The organism is Vibrio sp. Isolate33 (assembly GCF_022397895.1).
GTDB lineage: Bacteria > Pseudomonadota > Gammaproteobacteria > Enterobacterales > Vibrionaceae > Vibrio > Vibrio pomeroyi.
The window spans coordinates 1-23,230 of sequence record NZ_JAKEUP010000022.1 but is presented as its reverse complement, the minus strand read 5'-3'; the positions used below and the strand labels follow the sequence as shown (position 1 = coordinate 23,230).

General features: G+C 42.9%; 16 protein-coding genes. 9 read left to right on the top strand and 7 right to left on the bottom strand.

The features are described 5' to 3' along the window. Positions 1-146: 146 nt before the first annotated feature. Together L1D37_RS21225 and L1D37_RS21220 are read right to left on the bottom strand one after the other, a co-directional pair. The gene (locus L1D37_RS21225; RefSeq protein WP_123296806.1) at positions 147-1,763 is read right to left on the bottom strand and encodes a polysaccharide lyase 6 family protein; all 1,617 of its coding nucleotides are present in this window, start codon (positions 1,761-1,763) and stop codon (positions 147-149) included. 145 nt (positions 1,764-1,908) lie between these two features. Continuing rightward, on the bottom strand, positions 1,909-3,681 hold the full coding sequence (locus L1D37_RS21220) for a transporter (RefSeq protein WP_239849074.1): 1,773 nt from the start codon (positions 3,679-3,681) through the stop codon (positions 1,909-1,911). Positions 3,682-4,203: 522 nt separating this feature from the next. On the opposite strand from L1D37_RS21220, the gene L1D37_RS21215 reads away from it, so the two are divergent. The 4 genes from L1D37_RS21215 to L1D37_RS21200 all read left to right on the top strand — a co-directional run bounded on the left by L1D37_RS21215 (position 4,204) and on the right by L1D37_RS21200 (position 9,576). Continuing rightward, positions 4,204-4,815, top strand: coding sequence for a toxin-antitoxin system YwqK family antitoxin (locus L1D37_RS21215; RefSeq protein ID WP_239849073.1), 612 nt, complete (start codon positions 4,204-4,206; stop codon positions 4,813-4,815). Between the two features lie 476 nt (positions 4,816-5,291). Beyond that, positions 5,292-6,845, top strand: a complete 1,554-nt coding sequence (locus L1D37_RS21210; RefSeq protein WP_239849072.1) for a methyl-accepting chemotaxis protein — start codon at positions 5,292-5,294, stop codon at positions 6,843-6,845. A gap of 723 nt (positions 6,846-7,568) precedes the next feature. Beyond that, positions 7,569-8,828 carry an alginate lyase family protein gene (locus L1D37_RS21205; protein ID WP_239849071.1) on the top strand — a complete coding sequence of 420 codons (1,260 nt, stop codon included), beginning with the start codon at positions 7,569-7,571 and terminating at the stop codon, positions 8,826-8,828. A gap of 73 nt (positions 8,829-8,901) precedes the next feature. Then, a complete protein-coding gene (locus L1D37_RS21200; RefSeq protein ID WP_017632460.1) occupies positions 8,902-9,576 on the top strand; it encodes an oligogalacturonate-specific porin KdgM family protein in 675 nt (224 codons plus the stop codon). A 140-nt stretch (positions 9,577-9,716) separates the two neighbouring features. On the opposite strand, the gene L1D37_RS21195 is transcribed toward L1D37_RS21200, so the two are convergent. From L1D37_RS21195 to L1D37_RS21185, 3 genes are all read right to left on the bottom strand, one after another. Further along, positions 9,717-10,433, bottom strand: coding sequence for a 3'-5' exonuclease (locus tag L1D37_RS21195; RefSeq protein ID WP_048663523.1), 717 nt, complete (start codon positions 10,431-10,433; stop codon positions 9,717-9,719). Further along, positions 10,433-12,295 (bottom strand): DUF294 nucleotidyltransferase-like domain-containing protein, encoded by a 1,863-nt coding sequence (locus L1D37_RS21190; protein WP_017632462.1) that lies wholly within the window; start codon positions 12,293-12,295, stop codon positions 10,433-10,435. The genes L1D37_RS21195 and L1D37_RS21190 overlap by 1 nt, the downstream gene beginning before the upstream one ends. 261 nt (positions 12,296-12,556) lie before the next feature. Then, a complete protein-coding gene (locus tag L1D37_RS21185; RefSeq protein ID WP_017632463.1) occupies positions 12,557-13,276 on the bottom strand; it encodes a FadR/GntR family transcriptional regulator in 720 nt (239 codons plus the stop codon). A 342-nt stretch (positions 13,277-13,618) separates the two neighbouring features. Here L1D37_RS21185 and L1D37_RS21180 point away from each other — a divergent pair, with 342 nt between their 5' ends. From L1D37_RS21180 to L1D37_RS21170, 3 genes are all read left to right on the top strand, one after another. Next, complete coding sequence (locus L1D37_RS21180) at positions 13,619-14,395, top strand: SDR family NAD(P)-dependent oxidoreductase (protein WP_239849070.1); 777 nt, start codon at positions 13,619-13,621, stop codon at positions 14,393-14,395. A 197-nt stretch (positions 14,396-14,592) separates the two neighbouring features. After that, entirely contained in the window at positions 14,593-15,315 is a 723-nt protein-coding gene (locus L1D37_RS21175; RefSeq protein ID WP_017632465.1) for a FadR/GntR family transcriptional regulator, read from the top strand. Between the two features lie 147 nt (positions 15,316-15,462). Beyond that, the gene (locus tag L1D37_RS21170) at positions 15,463-16,830 is read left to right on the top strand and encodes an MATE family efflux transporter (RefSeq protein ID WP_345779455.1); all 1,368 of its coding nucleotides are present in this window, start codon (positions 15,463-15,465) and stop codon (positions 16,828-16,830) included. Between the two features lie 278 nt (positions 16,831-17,108). Here L1D37_RS21170 and L1D37_RS21165 read toward each other — a convergent pair whose 3' ends face one another. Both L1D37_RS21165 and L1D37_RS21160 read right to left on the bottom strand, forming a co-directional pair. Then, the gene (locus L1D37_RS21165) at positions 17,109-18,146 is read right to left on the bottom strand and encodes a polysaccharide lyase family 7 protein (RefSeq protein WP_239849069.1); all 1,038 of its coding nucleotides are present in this window, start codon (positions 18,144-18,146) and stop codon (positions 17,109-17,111) included. Between the two features lie 65 nt (positions 18,147-18,211). After that, a complete protein-coding gene (locus L1D37_RS21160; RefSeq protein ID WP_239849068.1) occupies positions 18,212-19,063 on the bottom strand; it encodes a polysaccharide lyase family 7 protein in 852 nt (283 codons plus the stop codon). 508 nt (positions 19,064-19,571) lie between these two features. Here L1D37_RS21160 and L1D37_RS21155 point away from each other — a divergent pair. Further along, the gene (locus L1D37_RS21155) at positions 19,572-20,432 is read left to right on the top strand and encodes an oligogalacturonate-specific porin KdgM family protein (RefSeq protein ID WP_176681024.1); all 861 of its coding nucleotides are present in this window, start codon (positions 19,572-19,574) and stop codon (positions 20,430-20,432) included. A 191-nt stretch (positions 20,433-20,623) separates the two neighbouring features. Continuing rightward, on the top strand, positions 20,624-22,573 hold the full coding sequence (locus L1D37_RS21150; protein ID WP_239849067.1) for a LamG domain-containing protein: 1,950 nt from the start codon (positions 20,624-20,626) through the stop codon (positions 22,571-22,573). Positions 22,574-23,230: the final 657 nt, after the last annotated feature.

Below are 23,230 nucleotides of genomic sequence, written 5' to 3'. Positions count from 1 at the left end.
CTTTCTGTACGAAGACGCCCATTATTAATAATTTTCAGAGGATGCACAGGAAAATGACAATTTCCAAAACATAAAAGCCCCAGAACGCTGACACGCTCTGGGGCTCGTTTTTATCATTGTCAGTTAAGAACTGACTTTATTCCGCGTTACTTCTTTGTGTTTTCAAGCACGTAATCTGGACCTGCTGTTTCAGCCGTTACCACTGCCAGTTTAGACACATCTGCGCCTTCACCTTGGTAAGCATTCATACCGTTTTCTACCGCTACTTTTGGTAGTTCAACCGAGTAGCTTTCAATCAGCTCAGAGTCCGTCACTTGACCCACGTAAGTTTCGTCTGTGTAAGTCGCACCCACTAATGGGAAGTCGTGAGTGGCACGTACACTTACAAACTCAGGTGATTGCGAGTTATCAACCACGTTGTGTTTAAACGCCACGTCCACACCTGCGTAAATGCCTTCAACTTCTGCGTTGTTAAACAGGCTTACACGGTGGCTTTGGTTACCGTAAACAATGCCCCACTCAGTATCGACTAGAGAGTTGTTTTCGATGGTGATGTTTTTCGGTGTCCATTGCTTGTTAAGTTCTTTGCCTTTCACCGATTGATCTAGCTGCTCGCCATTCGCTACGTCGATAATGCCCGTGTTAATCACGATACCGCCACGTAGGTCAGCGTTGCCTTCAATCACACCATCACGGCCACGAGTGTTAGCAATGTAGTTGTTGCGGATCACATGGTCTTCATCGTAGATACGAATGCCGCCTGTTAGACGTTTCTCGTTACCCAAGATCATGTTGTTCTCAACCGTGTTGCCTTTACCGTGACGCAATGAAATCAGTGCCGCACTTTGGAAGATTGTGTTACCTGAAATCGTGTTGTCGCCCGACTTAATCGAGATAAGCTCACGCTCACCATCCATATCGATCATCAGGTTGTTTACAAACTTAGAGCTTGAATCCCACTGTGAAGATTTAGAATCGCCGATACGGATCGCTTCCCAGCTGTTGCCGTTGTAACGAATCGCTTCTTTGATATCGAACTCGTTAAACTGGTTTGGCTTTTGATCCATAAAGATGTTGTTAGCGATCAGGTGGTTGTCTGACGTGTCATCCTTTTGAACACCAATCAAAGTGCCACGCTTTTGCTTACCTTCGAAACGGTTGTTGATCACTTTACCGTCTTTACCCCATAGAGAAACCCACAGGTACTTTGGATACTCAGAGCGACGCTCATCTGGCTCGTACGTGTAATCGTGGTTGAAGTAGTAGAATGTTGAGTTTTGTAGCGTGTTGCCATTACCCATCATACGTACTGCGCCAAAACGTTCGTTTGGACCGCCTTCGGTAAACACTAGGCCATCAAGCGTGATGTCATCACCTTTCAATTCGAACTGAATCAAGCCAGTGATCCACGCAGAACCTGCTTGCTCCGCTTTGATGGTGATGTCATTCGCGGTAATCGTCACTTGACCTAGGTTCGCGTACTTACCATTAGGGATAACAACTTCGTCGCCATCTTTTAGGTTTTCAAATTGTGCTTTGAGTGCAGCCACTTGTTCTTCTGAAGCAACATCTAGTGTATTGCCATCAACCTCAGTTAAGCGGTCACTGCTTAGTAAGTAACTACGATCGATTTCGCTGATCGAAGGCACTGCTTGCTCAGCCGCGCTGATCACGGGTGCTGCTTTTTCTTGAGTCGTGCAGCCTGTCGCGAAAGCTAACGTAAACGCGCTAATAATGCTTACCGAAATTAATTTTTTCTTCATTTTACATCTCACATTAAATAATGGATTACCAAAATAACGGCCACCCAAACTGGTGACCGTTTTATTAAAGTTTTCTTTGTTTGAACTTATAATTTCTTAAGACTTGTCGTCTTTTTGAAAGCCATATCTCTTAAGGGATAAGGACTTAGGTTTCAGCTGGTGTTACTTCGTCTTGCTTCTCGACCTTGTCATCTACCGCTTTAACAAGCAGCAAACCAACAGAGAATACAATCAAGCCACAAAGAACGAACACCATGCGTCCCCACATTGGGTTAGGCAGTACGAACATTGTCATTACACCCACACCCGCAACTGCGATAAGTGAACCCAACATACGACGTTGCTTGTTATCCAGTTTCTTCTGCTCGTTACTCTCAGCAACCAACGGTGTCGCTAGATTGTTGAAGAACTTGTCTACGTCTTTCTCACGGTGCTCAGCAAGAGGCTTGTAGAACAGTGTTGATAGTACGAAGAAGCCAGCAGTAAATACGATGTGACCGATAAGGCCGATAGCCACTTTCAGGTCAGCCCACTCACGGCCTGTTAGCTCGTTTAGACCGAACCAGTTTTGGATCATGTCAGCTGTGATAACGAAACCAACGAAGTAAGAAACCACACCGCCTACAACTAGCGTGCCCCAACCTGCCCAATCCGGTGTTTTACGGATGAAGAAGCCACAGAATGCTGGAATCGTCATTGGGAAGCCAATCAATGCGCCCACATACATCATGGTGTCGAAAAGGCTCAGACCTTTAAGAGAGTTGATGAACAGAGCAACCAAGATGATAGCGATGCCGAAGAAAGTAGACGTTAGTTTAGAAACAACCATTAGCTCTTTCTCTGTCGCTTTAGGGCGAAGAATCGGCTCATAGAAGTTCTTAACGAAGATACCTGAGTTACGGTTTAGACCTGAGTCCATTGAAGACATGGTTGCTGCGAACATAGCGGCAATCAGAAGACCAACCATACCTGCAGGCATGTATTCTTGAACGAAGTAAAGGTAAGCGAAGTCAGCGGCTTTGCTGCCAGCTTCAGGGTAAGCTGCTGCTAAATCAACACCTTGACCAGCCATGAACCAAGAAGGCATGAACCAGATGATTGGACCAAGCGTCATTAGTACACATGCAAGTAGAGCGGCTTTACGTGCGTTGTTTGAGTCTTTCGCAGCAAGGTAGCGGTAAGAGTTAAGCATGTTGTTGGTAATGCTGAACTGCTTTAAGAAGATGAACACAGCCCAGATGCTGAAGATGCTCATGTAGTTAAGATTGTCACCCGTGATGAACGAATCCGTTGGGAAGTCGCTAACGATCTGCGTAACACCGCCACCGTGGTAAATAGCAACGACTGCACATGTCACCGTTACTGCCATGATGATAACCATCTGCATAAAGTCAGATGCGATTACCGCCCAAGAGCCGCCCGTCACTGACATGATCAGTACAACCAGACCCGTAAGGATAATCGTTGTTGTCATATCAAAGCCGAAGATACCCGATGCAATGATTGCTAGACCATTCAACCAGATACCTGCAGAGATAACGCTATTTGGCATACCAGACCAAGTGAATACTTGCTCATTCACTTTACCAAAACGCATACGAATCGCTTCAATTACCGTAACAACACGCAGTTGGCGGAACTTCGGAGCGAAGTAAAGGTAGTTCATTAGGTAACCGAACGCGTTAGCAATGAAGATAATCGCTACCGCAAAACCATCGGTAAAAGCTTTACCTGCGGCGCCGGTAAATGTCCACGCACTGAACTGGGTCATAAATGCTGTTGCACCTACCATCCACCACAGCATATTACCTCCCCCACGGAAGTAATCACTTGTCGTACTTGTAAACGTTCTAAACATCCACCCTATCGCAATTAAGAATAGGAAATAGATGCCAACTATCAGGGTATTGAGTTCCATCTTTAAGACCTTTTTATTTATGTTTTTTGTTAGGGTCACTATAGATAGATGGCAAGTATATTTGTACTACAATAATTTAAATGCGTGACGATGATCTTACAGTCTGACTCTCAATTAATCATACAAGTGATCGAGTTCAAATTTGCACCGCCTGGGAGCACCTTTTCATCAACTCAGTGCAGACTCCAGCGCCGGACACCCATCAAAACCCCGAAAAATAAGAACAAAGTCACTAAAATACTGATAACAGACGTTAAAAACGGTTAATCGTTACGGAAAATTTTTATATGCGAACAACGGAAATACCGCTAGATATAGTTTATAAAAATGAATAAACACGACATATTTGTATTACAAATATCACAAACTTATAGTCAAATAACGCTTTGAAAAGTTCCCTTCATTAGACCGCTAATAATGAAAACTTGAAAACCACTAATAGATACTGACAGTCGGGCACTGAAGTGAAATGCTTTTAACACACCGGTTACACTTTCCCCTGTCCAATAAAAAGGTGTCATTATGAAGAAATACATCCCTATATTGATTGCTCTTAGTACGATGTCTTCTATGAGTTATGCAGCTACACCACGCGAAGATGCTGTCGACTATTTACAGATGCGTAAAGGCTTGGCTTATCAAGTAAACCATTCAAAACCCTTTACTGGTCAGTTTGAAGAGAAGTTCGATAACGGCCAAGTCGCGACCCAAGCTCAATTTGCCGACGGACTAGAACTTGGTTTAGAAACCAGCTGGTATCCTAATGGCCAAATTGCTTCTAAAGTGAATTACGTTAAAGGTGAACTACAAGGCAAGGCAGAAACCTGGTATCCCAACGGCCAGAAGAAAGCCGAGCTCAACTATAAAGACAACGAACTATCGGGCGTTGCCTCTCGATGGTATCCAAATGGCGAACAAAGCCTAACGGCAGAATACAGTGACGGACAAAAAGATGGTCTGGTCACTGACTACTACCCGAATGGCAATAAGGCGAGCCAAGCGAAATTCAGTGACGGTGAAATGGCGAACGGGAAACTGACTCGCTGGAACTCTAACGGCGACAAGGTCGAAGAACTGACGTTCAAAGACCAGAAAATCACGTCAAAACAAGTGTGGATGCCGACTCAAAGCTAGATTTGCTCAGTCGCTAGGTCTTCATAAAAGCTAAGCCTACTTTATGTCTCTTATAGAGAAATGCGTAACCTAAAACATAGCCACAAAAACTCATACTATGGTTGTTAGATAGCCTTTCTCTCAAACAAATCGACACTAGAAACGAGCATTCATGTAAACCGACGTGAATGCTCGTATTTTTTTGCCCCTAGACAGTGCCTTCCCTCTCCCGCTTGTTGTATTCCTTTCTCTTCCAGCTGACTTCCAACAATCGCTTAGTGACAAAATAACCTATTAGTGACAGAACAATCACCAATAGTCATTGAAATAATAAATATTTAACTTGTTAATAATCATTTTATAAAATACTGTTAGCAAACGTTTCCGTTGCGAGTCAGATCTCATTTTTCGTTCTCATAAGCTATTTAACACGCAAATAAGAGAAACACGATTCCAAATACGTTGTTGAGTAATATTGTTTGCTTTGGTACCCGTCTATGAAAATTAAAACTTCCCTAATTAGCCTTACTTGTTTATCCATCCTGTCTTTACTGATCGTCGTTTCATTTACAGAACTGGCCAATCTAAAACTGATCAAACTTGAGAAAACGCTGATCAAGGTAAAGTCACTCGAAGTCTCTATGCTTCAGCTCAATCGAACAGAATTAGAGCTTCTGATAAGCCACGATAAAACGCTCAAGCCAGTGTTTGCTCAAGAGTACTCTCACTTTCAACAACTGATGGGCGGTTTCTCAGTCTTGCTTAAAGAGTCTGATATCGCAGTCCCTGAATTAGAGAAGTTGACACTTGAAGTAAAGCAATACAACAAAGACTTCTCGTTAATGGTCGATGCCATCGACCGTAACCCCGCCAAGGTCGCTGAACTGAAATCAGAAATGAAAATGCTGTTTGAAGATATCATCTCTATATTCATCAACGTTGAAGGCCGATTAGAACAGCAAGTCGAATCGATTCAGCAAACCATTACCACCTTCATTGTAAGCTCCATTATTACCGTCGCTGCGTTATTGATGGCGCTGTCTTATGGCATCTCATCTCGCGTAGCAAAGAAAATAGCCTCGCTGAACTCGACGATGATGCTCGTCGCTCAACAACGCGACTTTACCGTAAGAGCCGAAGATAAGGGATCGGACGAGATTGCCGATATCGCAAAGGCATTTAATACAGTCCTTACTGATATTCGTCAGCTCGTCGGCCAAGTTCAGGGATCTATTAAAGAGCTCGGCAATATTTCGAACCAGCTACAACATGACGGAATGGAAGTTGAGAGTGCTTTAAACAAACAGCAGCAACAGACCGAGAACATTGCGACCGCGATAAACCAGATGGGCAGCAATATTCAAAACGTAGCGACCTACAGTGAAAACGCTTCATCCAATGCGCAAACCAGTTTCGCTACAGCAAACGAAGGTCTGAATGATGTGGCATTCACTAGAGACACCATCAATACCCTTTCGACTGATCTTGTCAGTGCCAGTGAAGAAGTGAATCGCCTTTCTGTTCACTCAGAGAAGATTAATACTGTATTAGAAGTGATTAAAGACATCGCAGAACAAACCAACCTACTTGCTCTCAATGCAGCCATCGAGGCAGCTCGCGCGGGAGAACAAGGCCGTGGCTTTGCGGTGGTCGCTGATGAAGTAAGAACGTTGGCTGGCCGAACACAACTTTCTACTGAAGAGATCTCAAAGATAATCCAAGGCGTTCAGGATCAAACACAAACGGTCGTAAATACGATTCAAAGTTGTTGTGAGAAAGGCAACAGCAGCGTCGACTCTTGTGAGAATGCGCATTCAAGAATCACTTCTGTTATCGCAGACATGGAAACGATTTTAAACAACAGTTTGGAAGTGGCGAATGCAATGAAAGAACAAAGCGCTGTTACCTCAGAGATCATTGAAAACGTGGGTGCCATTAAGCAGCTAACATTAGCCAATGTAACGGGAGCGTCGAAAAACGCCGCTTCTGCAACGTCTGTGGTAGAACAAACCGACTCACTTGAGCGAGCTGTCATCAACCTAAGAGCCTAGCTTTTAAACCGCGGTTTACACGCTTATTGAGCCTCAAACGACTCTTTACTCAAATTCCAGATAAAAAAACGCTCATGTTGCCTGTATCAACATGAGCGCAAGGGCAGATCTTCTACTACCATCTCCTACCTTTCTAAATGAAAGCAGAAGTTATAATTAGAATAGTTGGGAGCAATAATCAAAATGCTCTTGAAAGCACTTCAACGATTTCTTTTTTTCATCGATTTAGAGAGGCGTTAACCGTCTTAACTAAATTCGATTCTATATAGCAGGCGATGTCACTGCCTTGCCTACTACATTTCAAACCTGCTCTGATTGAAGCTTTTATCACCTCAAGCAAATGCCTCGTCCTTTGAACTATCCGTTCCTCTATCCACTTTACTTCACTACTTAGCGGTTCTTTGTTGAATCTACATATATTCAACATACGAAAGATAAGTGTTGCTACATAAAGTTAGTAAATAATAATGTATTACAAATAAAAATAACATCTAAAGATTCAATTTTTTGCTGTAGCGCACATTTATTGATAAACAAGAACTTTATAAACAGACTTATCAAGATAAATTAACCAATAAAAACATAATGTTATATCAGACCTTAACTTTGTAACCCTTTGTAAATAGTGGTTTTGTCACTACAACACGATCTAATTCACAGATCATCACGCCTCGGATCGCTACCATATTTGTATTATTTTAATTCAAAACAAAAGGCGGAAATATGAAAGCCCCCCGACTCCTACATCTGGCTGCCTGTATTGGTGCTATCACTTTCGGTTCACAAGCTATGGCTGCTGAATTCGTTTTCCTCGATGAAGCAACATTAGAAGCGAACCGCACTCTTCTTCAGTCAGATAAAGCTACTGATTCAATGAAAGATGCTTACACCAAGCTGATTGAAGAAGCAGAACTAGCTATGAACGATGGTCCTTTCAGCGTTGCTGATAAAGGCATGGTTCCGCCAAGCGGCAGCAAAAACGATTACATGAGCATCAGCCCTTACTGGTGGCCTGATGAATCAAAAGAAGATGGGCTTCCGTGGGTACGCCATGACGGAAAAACCAACCCAGCATCAAAAACTGACGAAACTGACTCAAAACGTATTGGCCACTTCACACGTTCTGTTCGCGCATTAGCGATCGCCTACTACTTTAGCCAAGACGAAAAATACGCTCAGCAAGGTATCGAATATGTAAGAACTTGGTTCTTCAATGAAGATACGAAGATGAACCCGAACGTGAACTACGGACAAGGTGTACCTGGCGTTGCTGAAGGTCGCCGCGGTGGAATCATCGATACCAGAACACTGACTGACCGCATGCTGGATTCAATCGCCATTCTGTCTCAATCACCAACGTGGACTGAGTCTGATGAAACGCAAATCACTCAGTGGTACAGCGAATATCTAGATTGGTTAATCATCGATGATCTGTCTGGTGGCCCTAAAGGCGAAGCTTACGCAGAAAACAACCACGGAACTTGGTACGACTATCAAGTAGCAGGCGTTTCTTACTTTATTGGTAACGACGCACTGGCTAAGCAGATGGTTCAGAAAGGCAAAATGCGTATCGACACACAATTCGAAAAAGATGGCTCTCAGCCCCATGAAATCGAACGTACACGTGCTTACCACTACCACTACTTCAGCCTAGATCCATTGGTCGGTATGGCTCAGATCGGTGACAAAGTCGGTATCGACCTTTGGAACTACACAAACAAAAAAGGTGGCTCTTTAGACACAGGCATTCAGCTAATGGCTGATTACAACGACCTGTCGAAAGAGTGGCCATACACACAAAAAGATGAACGTCGTCGCGTTGAACGTATGACTCCGCTTTACCTGAAAGCCGGTGTTGCTATGGAAAACCCTGAGTGGGTGAAACTGGCAACAGAAACTGACTTCAGCGAGTTCACGGTTAAGAAGAACCTAGCGGAAGTTTGGGCTCAACGAGATGTAGAACTGCTTTACCCGAAGCTTTAATCCAAATAACTACAAGGGGCTTTGTAACCGCCCCTTGTACAACCATTTTTAATTAAAACAGTGGAACATAACAATGTTAAAAAATAATAAAATCGCTTTAGCTGTCGTCGCTACTCTATTTGCAGGCAGCGTATCAGCAGCATCACTTGACGCACGCCAAGAGTACAAACATGGTTCTGAAGACTGGGCAAGCCGTATCAAAATGAGCGGTTCGGTAGATAACCACTTCTTCGGCGCTGAAATGAAGCAAAAAGGTAAGCCTTTCTCTGAATGGGAAGCAGCGGACAACGAATTTGAATACGGCTACAAATTCAAAATCAGCGATCACTGGTTAATCCAACCAAGTATGCCAGTAACATTTGGTTCTGATAGCGTAACCTACAAACCACAAGTACGTGTTCAATACTCTTTCGATTCAGGTGTAAAAGCGAAGCTTCGCTACCGTCACGAGTTCCGTGACTACACCTCTGATTCTTCAAACGACAACAAGAACCGCAGTAAAGTAACAGGTAACATCGATTACAACTGGAATGCTTGGCAGTTCGGCTTCGAAGCTAACTACGCAGAAGACTTCATTGATAATGAGTGGACTGGCGGCGGCGGTGCTGACAACGAGTGGGATTACAACCTTAAAGTGGGTTACAAAGAGGCTGACTGGAGCTGGCGTCCATACGTTGAGTTCGGTAACGTTCAAGACAGCCGTGACCGTCAACTGCGTAGCCGTGTAGGTATTACTTACAGCTTCTAAGCAGCACATTACATGAAAAATCTAAGATAATTACTGTCCTAATTTTCTAAGACCTAAACAAAAGCCAGCTTAATCGCTGGCTTTTTATCGTTTAAACTCGGCTCATTCAAACAAGAATCGAGTACGTGGGGCTTCTGCCCTTAGTGACTGATCCGATAAAGAAATGAAACGGTCACTTCATCGTTAGGCACGACTCTCTTCTGTTGAGCTAAAAACAACTCTGCGGTCGAGACGGCATCGGCTAGTGCATTGTGGCTGTTGTACTCCGGAAGCCCATACCTTGCACGCGTCCCAGCCAGAGTTAAGTCTACCTCTTCATGGTTGCTGATCGCTTTCTCCATGCTCTTCTCAATACACAGTGTATCCAACCAAAGTAAAGGCAGTTGCCTTAAGCCATAACATCTCAGCAAATATTGGCTAATGAACTTCTCTTCGACCACACAAGCGTGTGCAACAATAATCTTGCCTTTCGCTGCTTCGAAGAAAGTGAGCATCGCATCATGAATGGATGCCCCCTCTTCTAACATCTGTGGTGTGATGTGGTTAATTACCGCAGTTTCAGCGTTGATCTGAGAATCATTGTTCAGGTAGATATGCTTGGCCGAAGCCAAATCGATTCGTCCTTTCACCACATCGACCCATCCCATAGACAAGATAAGATCTTGCTCACTGTCTAAGCCTGTGGTTTCCAGATCCAACACAATATAGTCGCTGTCTTTGGCCAAATCCGTCATTTCAGGACAAGGCTGTTCTACCAGATCATGTAGCGCTTCTGGCAGCTTAACCGTACCCAGATATTGCTTACGCTTGCGTTTTATTCGCTCAAGCGGATGAAAGTAGTTCAACAAGGCTTTCATTAACGCGCTCCGAAACGAATTTTCGCCGCTTCTTGAAGGTCGGCAATGATTCTAAAGGCATCTTTCAAGTGCTTACGTTCAAAGCTACCAAAGCTGTCTGGGTTGATATTGTTGTCTGGCACTTCCCCGTTCTTCAACGCTTCTAATTGATGGCCGAAACGGAAAGACAGAATAAACTGATACGCGCCAAGGATGTTCTTGAACGCATCATCGCTCAACATGCCTTTTTCATTAGCAGCAGCGAAACGTTCGTCCGTTGCCGACAAATCACACTCCACCGCCAAACCGTAAATACGCGCTAAATCGATGATCAAATTAATAGCGTACTTCTTCACGTTAAGTGTTTTCTTGTTCTCACCTGACTTCTCAAGTACCAAGCTATTGAAGATACCCAAAGGCGGGTTGGTATTCACCGCATCTTTCACTAACGTGCTTAAGAACTCACGGTTACTGCGAATATTGTTATGCAGTTCATCACGAAGAATGCCTTCAAACTCACTGTTGCCGTAAATTGTACGAATCTCTAGGAACACACTGATGTTAAGTAAGCGTTCGTACTCAGGGTTTGCCACCCACTTCTTGTAATAATGCTTCCATACGCTGAGCGGTTGACACCATTTTGGCGTCGCTGCCATGAATTTACCCGGACAGAGTGGGTAGTCACAGCTCGCTAAACCATTAGTCACCATCATGGCTAAGTGTTTGAAGTAAATACGGTCACTGTCGGTTGCATCGTCAGCCAGTACGATCGCACTGTCTTGGTCCGAAAGCATGTGAACTTCGTTGCGAGCATGCGAACCTGCCACAATCCATGAGAAGTCACACGGCGGTGGACCTAACTTATCAATTGCTATCTGAATCAATCGGCGTGTGTAGGCATCCATAATCATGGTCATGACCTTGCCGACCGTTTCCGGTGCAACCTTACCTTCCACCAGCGCTTCAAAGATTGCTTGTCGCTCTGAAGTGAAGGAAGACATGGTTTTCACGCTGCCCGCGTATTTGATTTTCTCGATTAAGAAGATCGCTTGAACACGGTGGTTTTGAACCAAGTGAGAGGTAGTCAGAAGGCCAACGACTTTGTTCTCTTTCACTACAGGAAGGTTACGAATGTTGAATTGCATCATGATAGACGCGGCATGCAACACGAGATCATCCGGTTTTACTGTGAGTGGCGAATGCGTCATTACCTCAGAGATTAAATTTTCAGTACTAACACCGTGCGCAATCACGCGTTTGGTCATATCACGGTCGGTAATCAAACCAACAATGGTTTCACCTTCATAGATCACCGCACAAGGAGAGCGTTGATGAAGCATTTCTACCGCGACCGATTGGATGGTTTGCTCAGACTTAACGATGGCCACCTGCCCGCTTGCCACCTCTTCAACCTTACGAATGAACAAGCCCTTCTCTTTATTTGACCACACCACATCAAGCGCCGACTTCAAGCGAACTTGAGCCTGTGATGCAAAGTGCTCTGCACAACTTGGAAATGCTTTGAACAGCGTTTGAAGTGCCGAATGTGGAATAACATAAAGTAAGGTGTTTTCGATGGCGACGGCTCGATAGCCTTTCTCGTCGTTAACTTCAGAATCTAAGAACGTAAAGCCGAACAAATCTTCACTGCCTAAACGCGCACGAAGTACGCCGTCTGATTTTCTTTGCTCCATCGAGCCCGTTCGAATGATATAGAGCGACTTCTCTTTACCCGACTCACACAGATCAACCACATCTCCTTTACCGAGGTAAGTGATCTGAACATTAGAGGCAAGCTCACGAAGTGCTTCTTTAGGGATCTTATCGAAAGGGTCTATCTGACCGATGAATTGAAGAATATTTGGCAGCAGAGACTGGGGCATAATCACACTCACAATAATTTAATTAGTATTATTATATAACTTAAAATACTGGTTACTAGTGATTTTAATAAAACGGTAAATAATAGATTAAATATTGGACACTGGTCAGGTTTTCATCAAATTTGAAGACAAAAAAAGCACGTATTGAACGTGCTTTTTAGGTGTCAGTTTGTTTTAACTAAGGTTTTTAAATCACTATTTTTTATAAACCAAAGTCTTTTTAAAACTATAGCTTTGTATAACTAAAGCTTTTTAAAACAATCAGCTAGCCACTGGTAATCTGTGATTAGTTTCTAACAAGTGACTTGCAGACGCTTGGCGCGCTTTGTCACTGTTACCCGCCATGATTGCTTCATAAATTTGGCGATGTTCGTTAATACACGTACTTCCCTCTTCAGAAGAGTGAGAAATAAAGTTAACAAACATCGTCGTCAAGATATTACCAAATGGCAGGTAGAAGTCGTTACCCGTTGCGTTGAAAATCAAGCTGTGGAACTTCATGTCGATATCTAACCAACTCTCTTGGTCGAATTCTTCGGCACTCGAGATTTCTACCATCTGTTGGAAAATACCCGAGAGTTCAATACGTTGCTCAGCGCTCGCAAATTGAGCAGCCAACGCACACGCTTCTGGTTCAATCGCACGGCGTAAACCCAAGAACTGATGACAAAATTGGTCTGTGTCCGCTAGGCCATCCATCCACTCGATCAATTGTGGATCGAGGAAGTTCCAGAATGCGCGGTCAACCACACGAGTACCAATCTTAGGACGAGATTCTAGTAGACCTTTTGAAGTCAGAAGTTTCACCGCTTCTCTTAATGCTGTTCTACTGATACCAAATTGCTCACACAGAGCCATTTCACCAGGGATAATAGAACCTTGAGGCAAATTGCCCGACAAAATACCACGAGCGATTTCACGTGCAACTTGCACATGAAGGCTTCGCTTAGAGCCTGAAATCGAATTGAAAGAGCCAGCCATGTGTCTACTTACTTATTAGATATGTATTATTTAACCCGGACTATAGCACTGATTTATATCTGCACCAACTCAGTATAAGAATAACGTGAGGTCACTCCTGATATAGTCTAGAGCAATATTTCACTCATCTTACCCCTATTCAACACATTAGACCTCTCCAACTCATTTATTCATACAAATAGTTCTTATTTACACTTTTTGAGTATGCGCGAACTCACAAAACCACTCTTACTCTCACTAATTATGTCGTTAATGATCGGTTTTGAGATGAACACCCTTGAATATGGCAAGTGTTATTGTATGATTTATTAACGCAAATAATCTACAATATAGGCGACTCTGATGTTTAACGATTTAAAAGGCAAACGCATTCTAATTACTGGCTCTACCGCTGGTATGGGCTTAGCTACCGCACGTGTTTTTGCAAAGTATGGTGCAAAGATTGGCATCAATAGTCGTGCTTTCAGCCCAAAAGTGGATGACGTTCTAACAGAACTCACTGCACTGGGTGGCGATGTTGCGTTTTTCCCAGCAAATCTGATGGACACTTCAGAGTGCGAAAGATTAGTTAAAGAGTTCACCGAGCATTTTGGTGGCATGGATGTCTTGATCAATAACGCAGGTGGCTTAGGCGGTCGTGCAAATCTAGAAAGTATCGATGACGAGTTTTATGAACGAGTCATGGATCTCAACGTTCGCTCTGCATTAATGACAACCAAGTTCTCTATCCCCCACTTACGCGCTTCTGCAGCTAAGTCGGGGCAAACATCGTGTGTTATCAGCACGGGTTCGATTGCTGCTCGTGAAGGTGGCGGTGTGGGTGCTGGCATCTATGCAGCTTCAAAAGCGTGGTTACACGACATTCACCGTAACTGGGTGAAAGAGTTTGCGAAAGACAATATCCGTTTCAACATTGTTTCTCCGGGCACTATCGATACTGCATTTCACGATGGTAAAAGCGACGAGCTGAAGTCGAACATTGCTAGCAACATCCCAATGGGACGCTTTGGCAATATCGAAGAAGTGGCACCGACTTTTGCTTTCTTTGCATCCCATGCTTGCAGCGGTTACATCACAGGACAAATCTTGGATGTAAACGGCGGACAGATAGCTCCTTAGCTTAGGCAAATAATGCCCTAGCTTAGAGGCTGAAGCTCAGCTATAAGGCTGCACTTTAAGTTACACATTACATTAGGTCACAAGACCTTAATAGATGAGGCAAAACCTCACGCTATATTAGACGTATACACTGACATCAAAACGCCAGATTCGTCTGGCTTTTTTTGTTTTTAAAGTTTCAATTTCAGGTGGTTTAAATGTCAATATTTACATTGGTGGAAGATTCAAGCCGCCGAATTCATGTTCAAGTGGCGCGACAAATTGCTCGTAAGATCTTATCTGGCGAGTTACAAGAAAATCAAAAGTTACCTAGCGAAATGGAGCTGTGCGATATCTTTGGAGTAAGCAGAACTGCCCTTCGAGAATCAACCAAGCTACTTTCTGCAAAGGGGTTGATTGAGTCAAAACCGAAAGTGGGCACTCGTATCAAACCAAGAACGCAATGGCACTTCTTAGATCCGCAATTACTGTATTGGATTCAAGACTTAGAAGACACCAAACCCTTCTTGTCTCAGTTCTTAGGCTTAAGAAAAGCGATTGACCCAGAAGCGTGTGCGCTAGCAGCAACCAACGCAACGGTAGAACAACGCAAAGAGCTTTCGATTCTGTTCCAAAAGATGACTATTGCGGCAAACAGCTTTGATTATGAAGAGTGGACAACCAACGATCACCTGTTTCACCAAACGATTTTCTTATCGACAGGTAATCAGTTCTACATCCCGTTTGCGAACATTCTGTCGACAATCTTCAAGCAGTTCATCGACCATTCAGCCGAAGGTGGTCGCTTCTGTTTAGAAGAGCATAAAGCGATATACGATGCGATTATGTCGGGTAACGCCCAGCAGGCTCGAATAGCCTCACAAGTGTTACTAGACGATGAAAACCAAAAGCTATCTCGGGTTGAACTCGCCATCGCATAACCAATATTTACCCACTGACTCGTGTATATCAATACACGAGTCAGTCACATTTTAGCGTCCAATTTTTTACCATCCATACCGTAGTGTTTCATCTTTAAACCTTGAAGTCGGGTCGTCTCAGAGAAAGCTTACGGTTATACACATAAGGTGTTGTTTGTGTCTTCGCAATCGTACGTAAGGAAAAACTTCTCTCTCGCCTGGCCCCTCGCCTTAAACGCATTACTGATGCAGTCGATGTTGATGATCGACACGCTATTGGTTTCTCCCCTTGGTGAAATACCTCTTGCTGCAATGGGCATTGCCACGACCATCATCGCGTTTGTGTTGGGTATTCAAATGGCGTTGGCTAATGGTACCCAGCTGGTTCTCAGCCGCGCAGTCGGTTCTGGTGTCAGCTCTTCACTATCCAAAGCATTTTGGGCGGGTCTGTTCATCAATGTTGGCGTCGCATCGATGTTTTGGCTTCTGCTTACCTTTTTTGAACAACCTCTAATCCAAGCATTAACCGACGATAAGACACTTCACCTTGAGATCAGTCATTATCTAGACTTCTCAAAATACCTGGTGATCTTCACAGCCTTAACACAGGTGATCATTGCCTTGTTTAATGGACTGGGCAGAACTAAGGTTCCGTTTAAAGGTTACTTAATCGAACTGCCTGTCAATGCCGTGCTCTCTTATGTGCTTATTCATGGCTTCTCAAACTTTGAAGGCATTGGCGTACAAGGTGCAGCACTAGGTAGTGTTATCGCCATTACGATTCGTCTTGTGTATTTGATTCTGTGTGTGCATTACGATTCGTCCGTGTCACTGAAACTGGATACTGAAAAGTCAGAGTTCATCACTAACATCCGTCGTCACTTCATTGAGATATTCCCGGTCGCAGCGAACGTGACTATGCTTTCGATTGGCGCGACAATCTATCAGCTGTTGTACTCACAACTCAATATTAATGCCTACGTAGCGATTACCTTGGTGATGCCGTGGATACGTGCCGGCACTCAATTCATTACGGCTTGGGCTCATTCTTCCGCGATTACGATCAGCCAGGCTATCGGTTCGAAGAAAATGGATGACCTAACCAAAAACGTTGATACCAGTATTGATGTGGCGGTTGGTATCTCTGTGGTTTGTGCGGTGATGTTTGCAGGTTTAAGTTTGGTGATTGGCGATATTTACCCAGATCTTGACGCCTCCACTTATCAAGCTCTGGCTGTTATTGCCCCACTCTACATCTTCTTGCCAATCGTTCGTGGTTACAACACCGTTCACGGACACGTATTAAGAGCATTAGGCAAAACCACTGACGTATTCAAAATCAACTTTACGGGTCAATGGGTCGTTTCAATCCCGCTTTGCGCATTGATCATCTTTGGTTTAGACGGCTCCATCTTTTGGGCATTTGCCATCCAACCATTCGAAGAGATAGTCAAAGCCTTCCCATTCCGTCACTTGGCGCGTAAATCTCTTAAAGAGTTTGATGCAAACAAGGCCAATGAGTTGATGTATGACTAGTGATGGTATGTCGTTCATCTCGAACTGACTCTAAGGGTCAGAGTTATCTCTAAAAGATATCTAAGCTCTGTCTAAGCTTTCTGAATACAACCTTGTCCTTTGGCAAGGTTGTATTGTTTTGGCTGTACCTTTCATTGATAAGCTTCACTACGCTCTCGCTGGTTTAAAACTCCTATAAAACAAAAAGACCACTCAACATTCGTTTAAGTGGTCTTAAGAAAACATCTACCATGGCTAGATTCTGGTTAACCCTGCTAGCCTACTGGTGATGGCATGTACTATTTGCCGTTCAGCTTAAGGGCTGAGAAAGTCACACTGTTGTAATCGCCGTTCTTTTTATCGACAGCGAAATCGCCAGTGCCAGCACAACCTGGGCCCCAAACTGGGTGAGAGTCGCTTACACTACATTGACCGTACGCACCCGCTTTATAGTAAAAGTCATCTTCCGCATAACCTGTTGGCGAATCAAGTTCGTCAATGCCCTTGCTCAAGTCGATTTCATACTTAACCGTATCGTGGCGAGCCGTTTCAAATGTGAGGTACATCATTGTACCCTTCACTTCCACTTTGTAGCTGAACTCTTCACCTAGAGCAATTCCCGCTTCACCAGGTTCTGTTGGGTTTTCCCAAGTATTGCCCCAAACTGGGTAAGCAATATCAGCACGGTTAGGATCTTTCTTCTCTAAGTTACGTTCATAGTTCCAAAAGACTGAGCCCATCTCTTGATCAGGAAACTTCTTATAGAAGATCTTTAGGGGTTCGTTACCATGGCCGTAACCTGTTTTTGCTTTGATCAAAGCATCGTGTTTCTTCGCGTGTATCTGACCAACAACCACCGAGTGAGCTGGATACCTTTCTGGGTGCTTAGCATTAATCGCAACGTGATTCACTTTTAGTGTCGCTTCTAATGTCCCACCAACCGCACTGTATTCACTCGCTGCTGGGTGGCTTGATAATGCCCACTGGTTTCCTTTGTCAGCCGTATCGATTGAGAAATCAGCACCGCGTGGCATCTGGCGTAATTCAGAGCGTGCGTTTTTCGAGTTCTTCGTGGTAATCGCTTGGTTTTGTACTTCAAAGACGAGATTACCGTCTTTATCAAGATGGAAGAAATCGCTATGTGAGTAGCTCATCATTGCTACCCCTTCGATTTCATCAACACGTCCATCTTCGTTAATATCTGAAGGGATCGTTATTTTCCAATTACGCATATCAAACTTATCAGCGGGAACTGGATAAGACACACCGTTATTCGCAAATGACACAATAGGAACTGCTGATAGCAAAGCTATAGCAAGCATATTTTTTTTGAACATCCAAATTATCCTTAATAACAAACGAGTATTTGTAAACCCATTAATATTAACTAGGTGTAAGAAAACTAGTTGGTAATAACAGGTGAATCTTTAATTGAATAAACTAAATTGTAAAAGTGAGCTTCGCTTTCACCATTTTTGAATTGGTTATAAACGCCCGCTTTATAATAGCTAACCATATCTTTCCAATAACTAATGTCATGATTAACAACAGTGCTGCCGTTATGGTTAATAATTAACCTTTGGTTGCCGACATAAATATCGAACTTATCTGCGCCTTTTTCAGCTATTGGCCCCAATGGTAATTTTATATAAGCCTTTTTGCATTCCGTTGAGCCTTTATTTCCACTCTTTGAACTACAGTTAACGGCATTATTTTTAATGATTGCCCAATACCAATCTGTCTTACCACTTCGGTCGGCGTCATAAACCACACGAACTAAAGGATGGGGAATATACCCTTCACCATGAGAACCTGGTTTTCCATCGTAGTACGTCCCTTTGTTATGCACTTGCAGGTACGTCATTTCATCACGTTTTTTTTCGCTGTTTTTTACCGAATCACGAGGATTAATGGGCATAAACTCAGCACTCAGATGATGGTACTTATTAGGCTCATCGACCTTAAAATTGTCATTGACGCGAATCTCACTGCGATTCTTGTAACCCGCCATTTTAAAGACCAATGCTTGAGTGGGTTCATCAACATAGAAGTGTTCAAACACAACGCCATCAAAGTTGCCTTTGCTCGCATAATCTTTCTTGTTCCCAGGTTTCCCTTCTGGATCAGACATTTGCAGCTTAGAGAGTTTGAGAATGTCTTGAAACTGACTGTAGTCAGCAGGAACTCCCATATCAGAAGCATGTGCGCCGAGGGAAAGTGACGCCGTTATCGCCAAACATACTAGGTTTTTCATTTTTCTTTTAACCATCCATTGGATAAACATTCAAAGCATGGCGACCAAAAACAGAACAACCAAAAAGATAAAAATCGATTTATCTGATAGTTGGGAGTCACATATCGCCACATCAACCCATAAAACATTTGTATTATTTTATCACATGGATTTTGCATTTCTCGGCAACATTGAAAAATTGAGAGGGCTGTCATTATTGACATTAAACACAGCACTGAAAGTGGGATATTCATAACGTTTTGATATAAACAGGCGGTAAAAAGTTAAATTTGTTAACCAAGAGCAACCATAATTAACAAATTATGCCGTTTTGTGTATATACCATTCCAAAAATCAGTGACTCACAACTGAATTAACAAACTAGTCAATATCCAATTTATTCGAATTTCAACCTAGCTCACGGTTTTTCATAAACTTAACATATAAGATTATTGTATGAGTTATTAAGTGGCTCGGAAGAAAAACCCTACCTTTACTTAATTTTAAATCTAAAAATATGAGAGTAATGATGAAAAAAATGAATACGGTTGCTATCGCAGTGGCAACAACTTTATTTGCAGGCATGGCATCAGCAACAACACTTGATTACCGTTATGAGTATCGTGCAGCGACTGACTATACAAAAACTAATGGAGATGAAGCTCATGTTGACGCTCGCCACCAGCACCGCGTGAAACTAGGCCACAGCTTTAAGCTATCTGATAAGTGGAAGCACTCAACTGGACTTGAAGTTAAATTCCATACTGACGACTCTTACTACGACGCAGACTCTGGCGAAGTTAAATCAGCGAACAGTAGAAGCTTCTATGATGGCAACTGGTACATTTACGGCATGGAAGTCGAGAATACAGCAACTTACAAGGTCGATAACAACTGGTATCTACAAGTAGGTATGCCAATCGCTTGGGACTGGGATGAGCCGAACTACAACGGCGGTGACTGGAAAATGAAAAAGGTCACTTACAAACCTCAATTCCGTGTTGGCTATAAAGCAGACATGGGTCTAACAACGGCTATTCGTTACCGTCACGAGTATGCTGATTTCCGTAATCACACTCAATTTGGTGACAAAGATTCAGAGACTGGTGAGCGTTTAGAATCAGCACAGAAATCAAAAGTCACACTAACGGGTTCTTACAAAATTCAATCTCTACCTAAACTTGGTCTTTCTTACGAAGCAAACTACGTGAAATCTTTGGATAACGTACTGCTTTACAACAGCGATGACTGGGAATGGGATGCAGGCTTAAAAGTTAACTACAAATTCGGTTCTTGGAAACCTTTTGCTGAAATCTGGTCATCTGATATCAGTTCGTCTTCTAAAGATCGCGAAGCAAAATACCGTGTTGGCGTTGCTTACTCATTCTAATTAGAAAATAGTTAATTTATTAAAACACCCCTCTCCTCTTGTAAAATTTTGGGGCATATTTAATTACTTTATTTTAAAGAATAGGACGTTCTAATAAATATTGTTTAATCCTAAAAAATATTTAACTCCTATTCATTATCTATTTCTTATGTGATTTACATATGGACTTAATATCATAAAGAGAATATTTTATGCAGATTTCTAAAGTCGCTACTGCTGTCGCCCTTTCGACAGGTTTATTATTTGGTTGTAACAGTGATGGTTTACCTATTCCAACTGGTTCAGGTGATGGCTCTACAACAGATCCTAGTTTACCAACCTCAGCATTATTAAATGGTTATTGGGAATTTTCTGATACCTCAGCATTCTCAGCAGCCTATTCATCATCGAGTAGTACTGATTTACCCAACGTATATCGCTTCTCAGCAGATGGTGAGACACTTTATTACTACACTGACAATTCAGCTGATGCCACACTTGGTGAATATGAACGATTTGAAACCACTTATGAAGAAACAATTGAAGATGAAACTTCAGGTCAAGTCGCGTTCACACTTTTCAATAATGACGGTACGGTAGGTACGGTATCTGTAGATGGCGACTACTCTGCTGCTGACGGTGGTCTTGCTATCGGCGGTAACATTCCGGTCTCAGGTACTGACCACAGCGATAATACTGAAGTTACCAGCTCTGCAGACACAGCTGATGAAGCTTCAGGTGTTAATAATGCTGCTCAAATTTTAGATACGTTAACCGATGATACTGGTGAGCTGAGACTTAAGATCTTAAACACTAGCTCTACGGTAGGCAAAACGATTTCTTCAGGTAAGTTAACTGTTGATCTAACCTACCAACTTAATCCGGATAGCACTCAAGTTGATGAAGGTCAGAACAACTCTTATATTTCGCTTTATTCAACAAATGATGAAGATAATAAGGTCAGCAACGCATATCACCACGGTGACATCGCGATTGGTGACGGTATTATTCAATTTCGCGACGCTTCTGGTTCACTAACAGCAACTGGCGGTACCTTTGATGCAAACAGCACGTTTGATGCGACTGTCGAGGTGGTTTGGACACCAACGTCACATACCTTTACCATCAATGGCGAAACATACACTGGTGCAGTGTCTTCAGATCCAGGTAGCTTTAACGAAGTTCAAGTTATTGCCCTTCGTCTAGGCACAAACAGTGGCGTAACGCCATATGAGTTAATTGCTGACAACCTTAAAGTATACTCACTTGATGAGTCTACTGGAGAGTATGTTGAAGAGTTCAAAGACAATTTTAACGACTACTCTGCTGGGTATAACTTAAATAACAACCCATATAACAGCAGTACTTCTGAAGCTACGGTTATTAGTTTGACTGGAGAGGCTCCTGTCGATCCAGAAAACCCAGAGCCGCCGGTTGGAGACTTTCCGGTTGCGTTAAACGAGTACACTTTTGATAGCTCCGATTATGCAGTAGATAGCGGCAGTGCTAAAAATGATCTAACGAGTAAGTCAGGATCTCCTTTAATCACAACGACAGCAGGCGCGGCTGGTACAGGTGCAATGCATATTGACCAAGATTCAGCTACAGGTGGTGGTTATGGTTACGTGTACTACAATGCAACTTCTGAAACTACTACTGGTGCTCAAGCTATTGTGGATTCATTTTCTGTAGAGACCGTGATTAAAGCAGACCGTTTTAACTACTCTTCTGATGTATCTCTTGTCGATTTTGCAGAGACTAGCGAGTATTTGGGCTTTAAGCTATACCTAGAAAAAGACGACAACTCTATCAAATTCAAAGTATATGGTGGTAAAAACGCTGGGGGTGACGGTTTAAGTACCGAAGCGAAATCTAGTGAAGGAGATGTATTCCTTGTTGAAGATAATTGGTACCACATCTTGGCGACATACAATCACTCAGACTCGACTGCTAACTTGTATATCGATGGTACTCTTGTTCACTCAAAAAGTGTCGATTTTGATGTTGTTGAAAATACAACAGACGACAAGTTTATTCTATTGGGTGGATCTTCCAGTAGTGATAAAAACTTTGATGGCTCAGTTGATAATATCGCAGTTTGGAATGAAGTACTTACCAACGCTCAAATTCAAGAGCGCGTAGCTCAGTTTACAGCAGAGTAGGAACTATCTAGTTCTGCCCGAAAGCCTCTAGTTTTACTAGAGGCTTTTTTGTACTTTTCCAATACACACTCTTCGACCCTAAACACCGTTTATCTAAAGCCACCTCGCATAATTTTCTATTAAAGCGTCTAGAGTGTTATCGGGCGTCAGAATCAGTTTCTGTTTGGTAATTAAAGCTACATCTGTTAATTCATAACTTCTGCTTTTAACAAGCCGTATTCTCAACTAGTAAACTACCCTTAGATTCAAGACGTCGAATATCATTATTAATTCGGTGATCAGTTTAATCACGCCCAAGACAACCTAAGCTTATCGTTCCCAGTAACATTGTATGTAACCGCTATTTACTAAGATAGGCACGTGAGGCGAATGGGAAGCTCTGTTGAAGATTGAACAAGAGGTGAGAGGCAAAATTTAGAACTTAAAAGTATGGCTAACCACCAGTCCCTCTACTTGATCTATTTAACGGCCTAATATTTCCTCTACTCAAACAGCAGGCACAAAAATGTATGGTCCGCCCCGTTATTGCAACTACAATTAAGTAATAACGGAGTTGGTTTGCGCTAATGTATTCGGAGTCCTTGTTGGGAGCACTAGCTTCCCAGCTCCACGATGATATCCGCGCCAGATTATCCTTAAAAAGTTATCCTTAAAAAG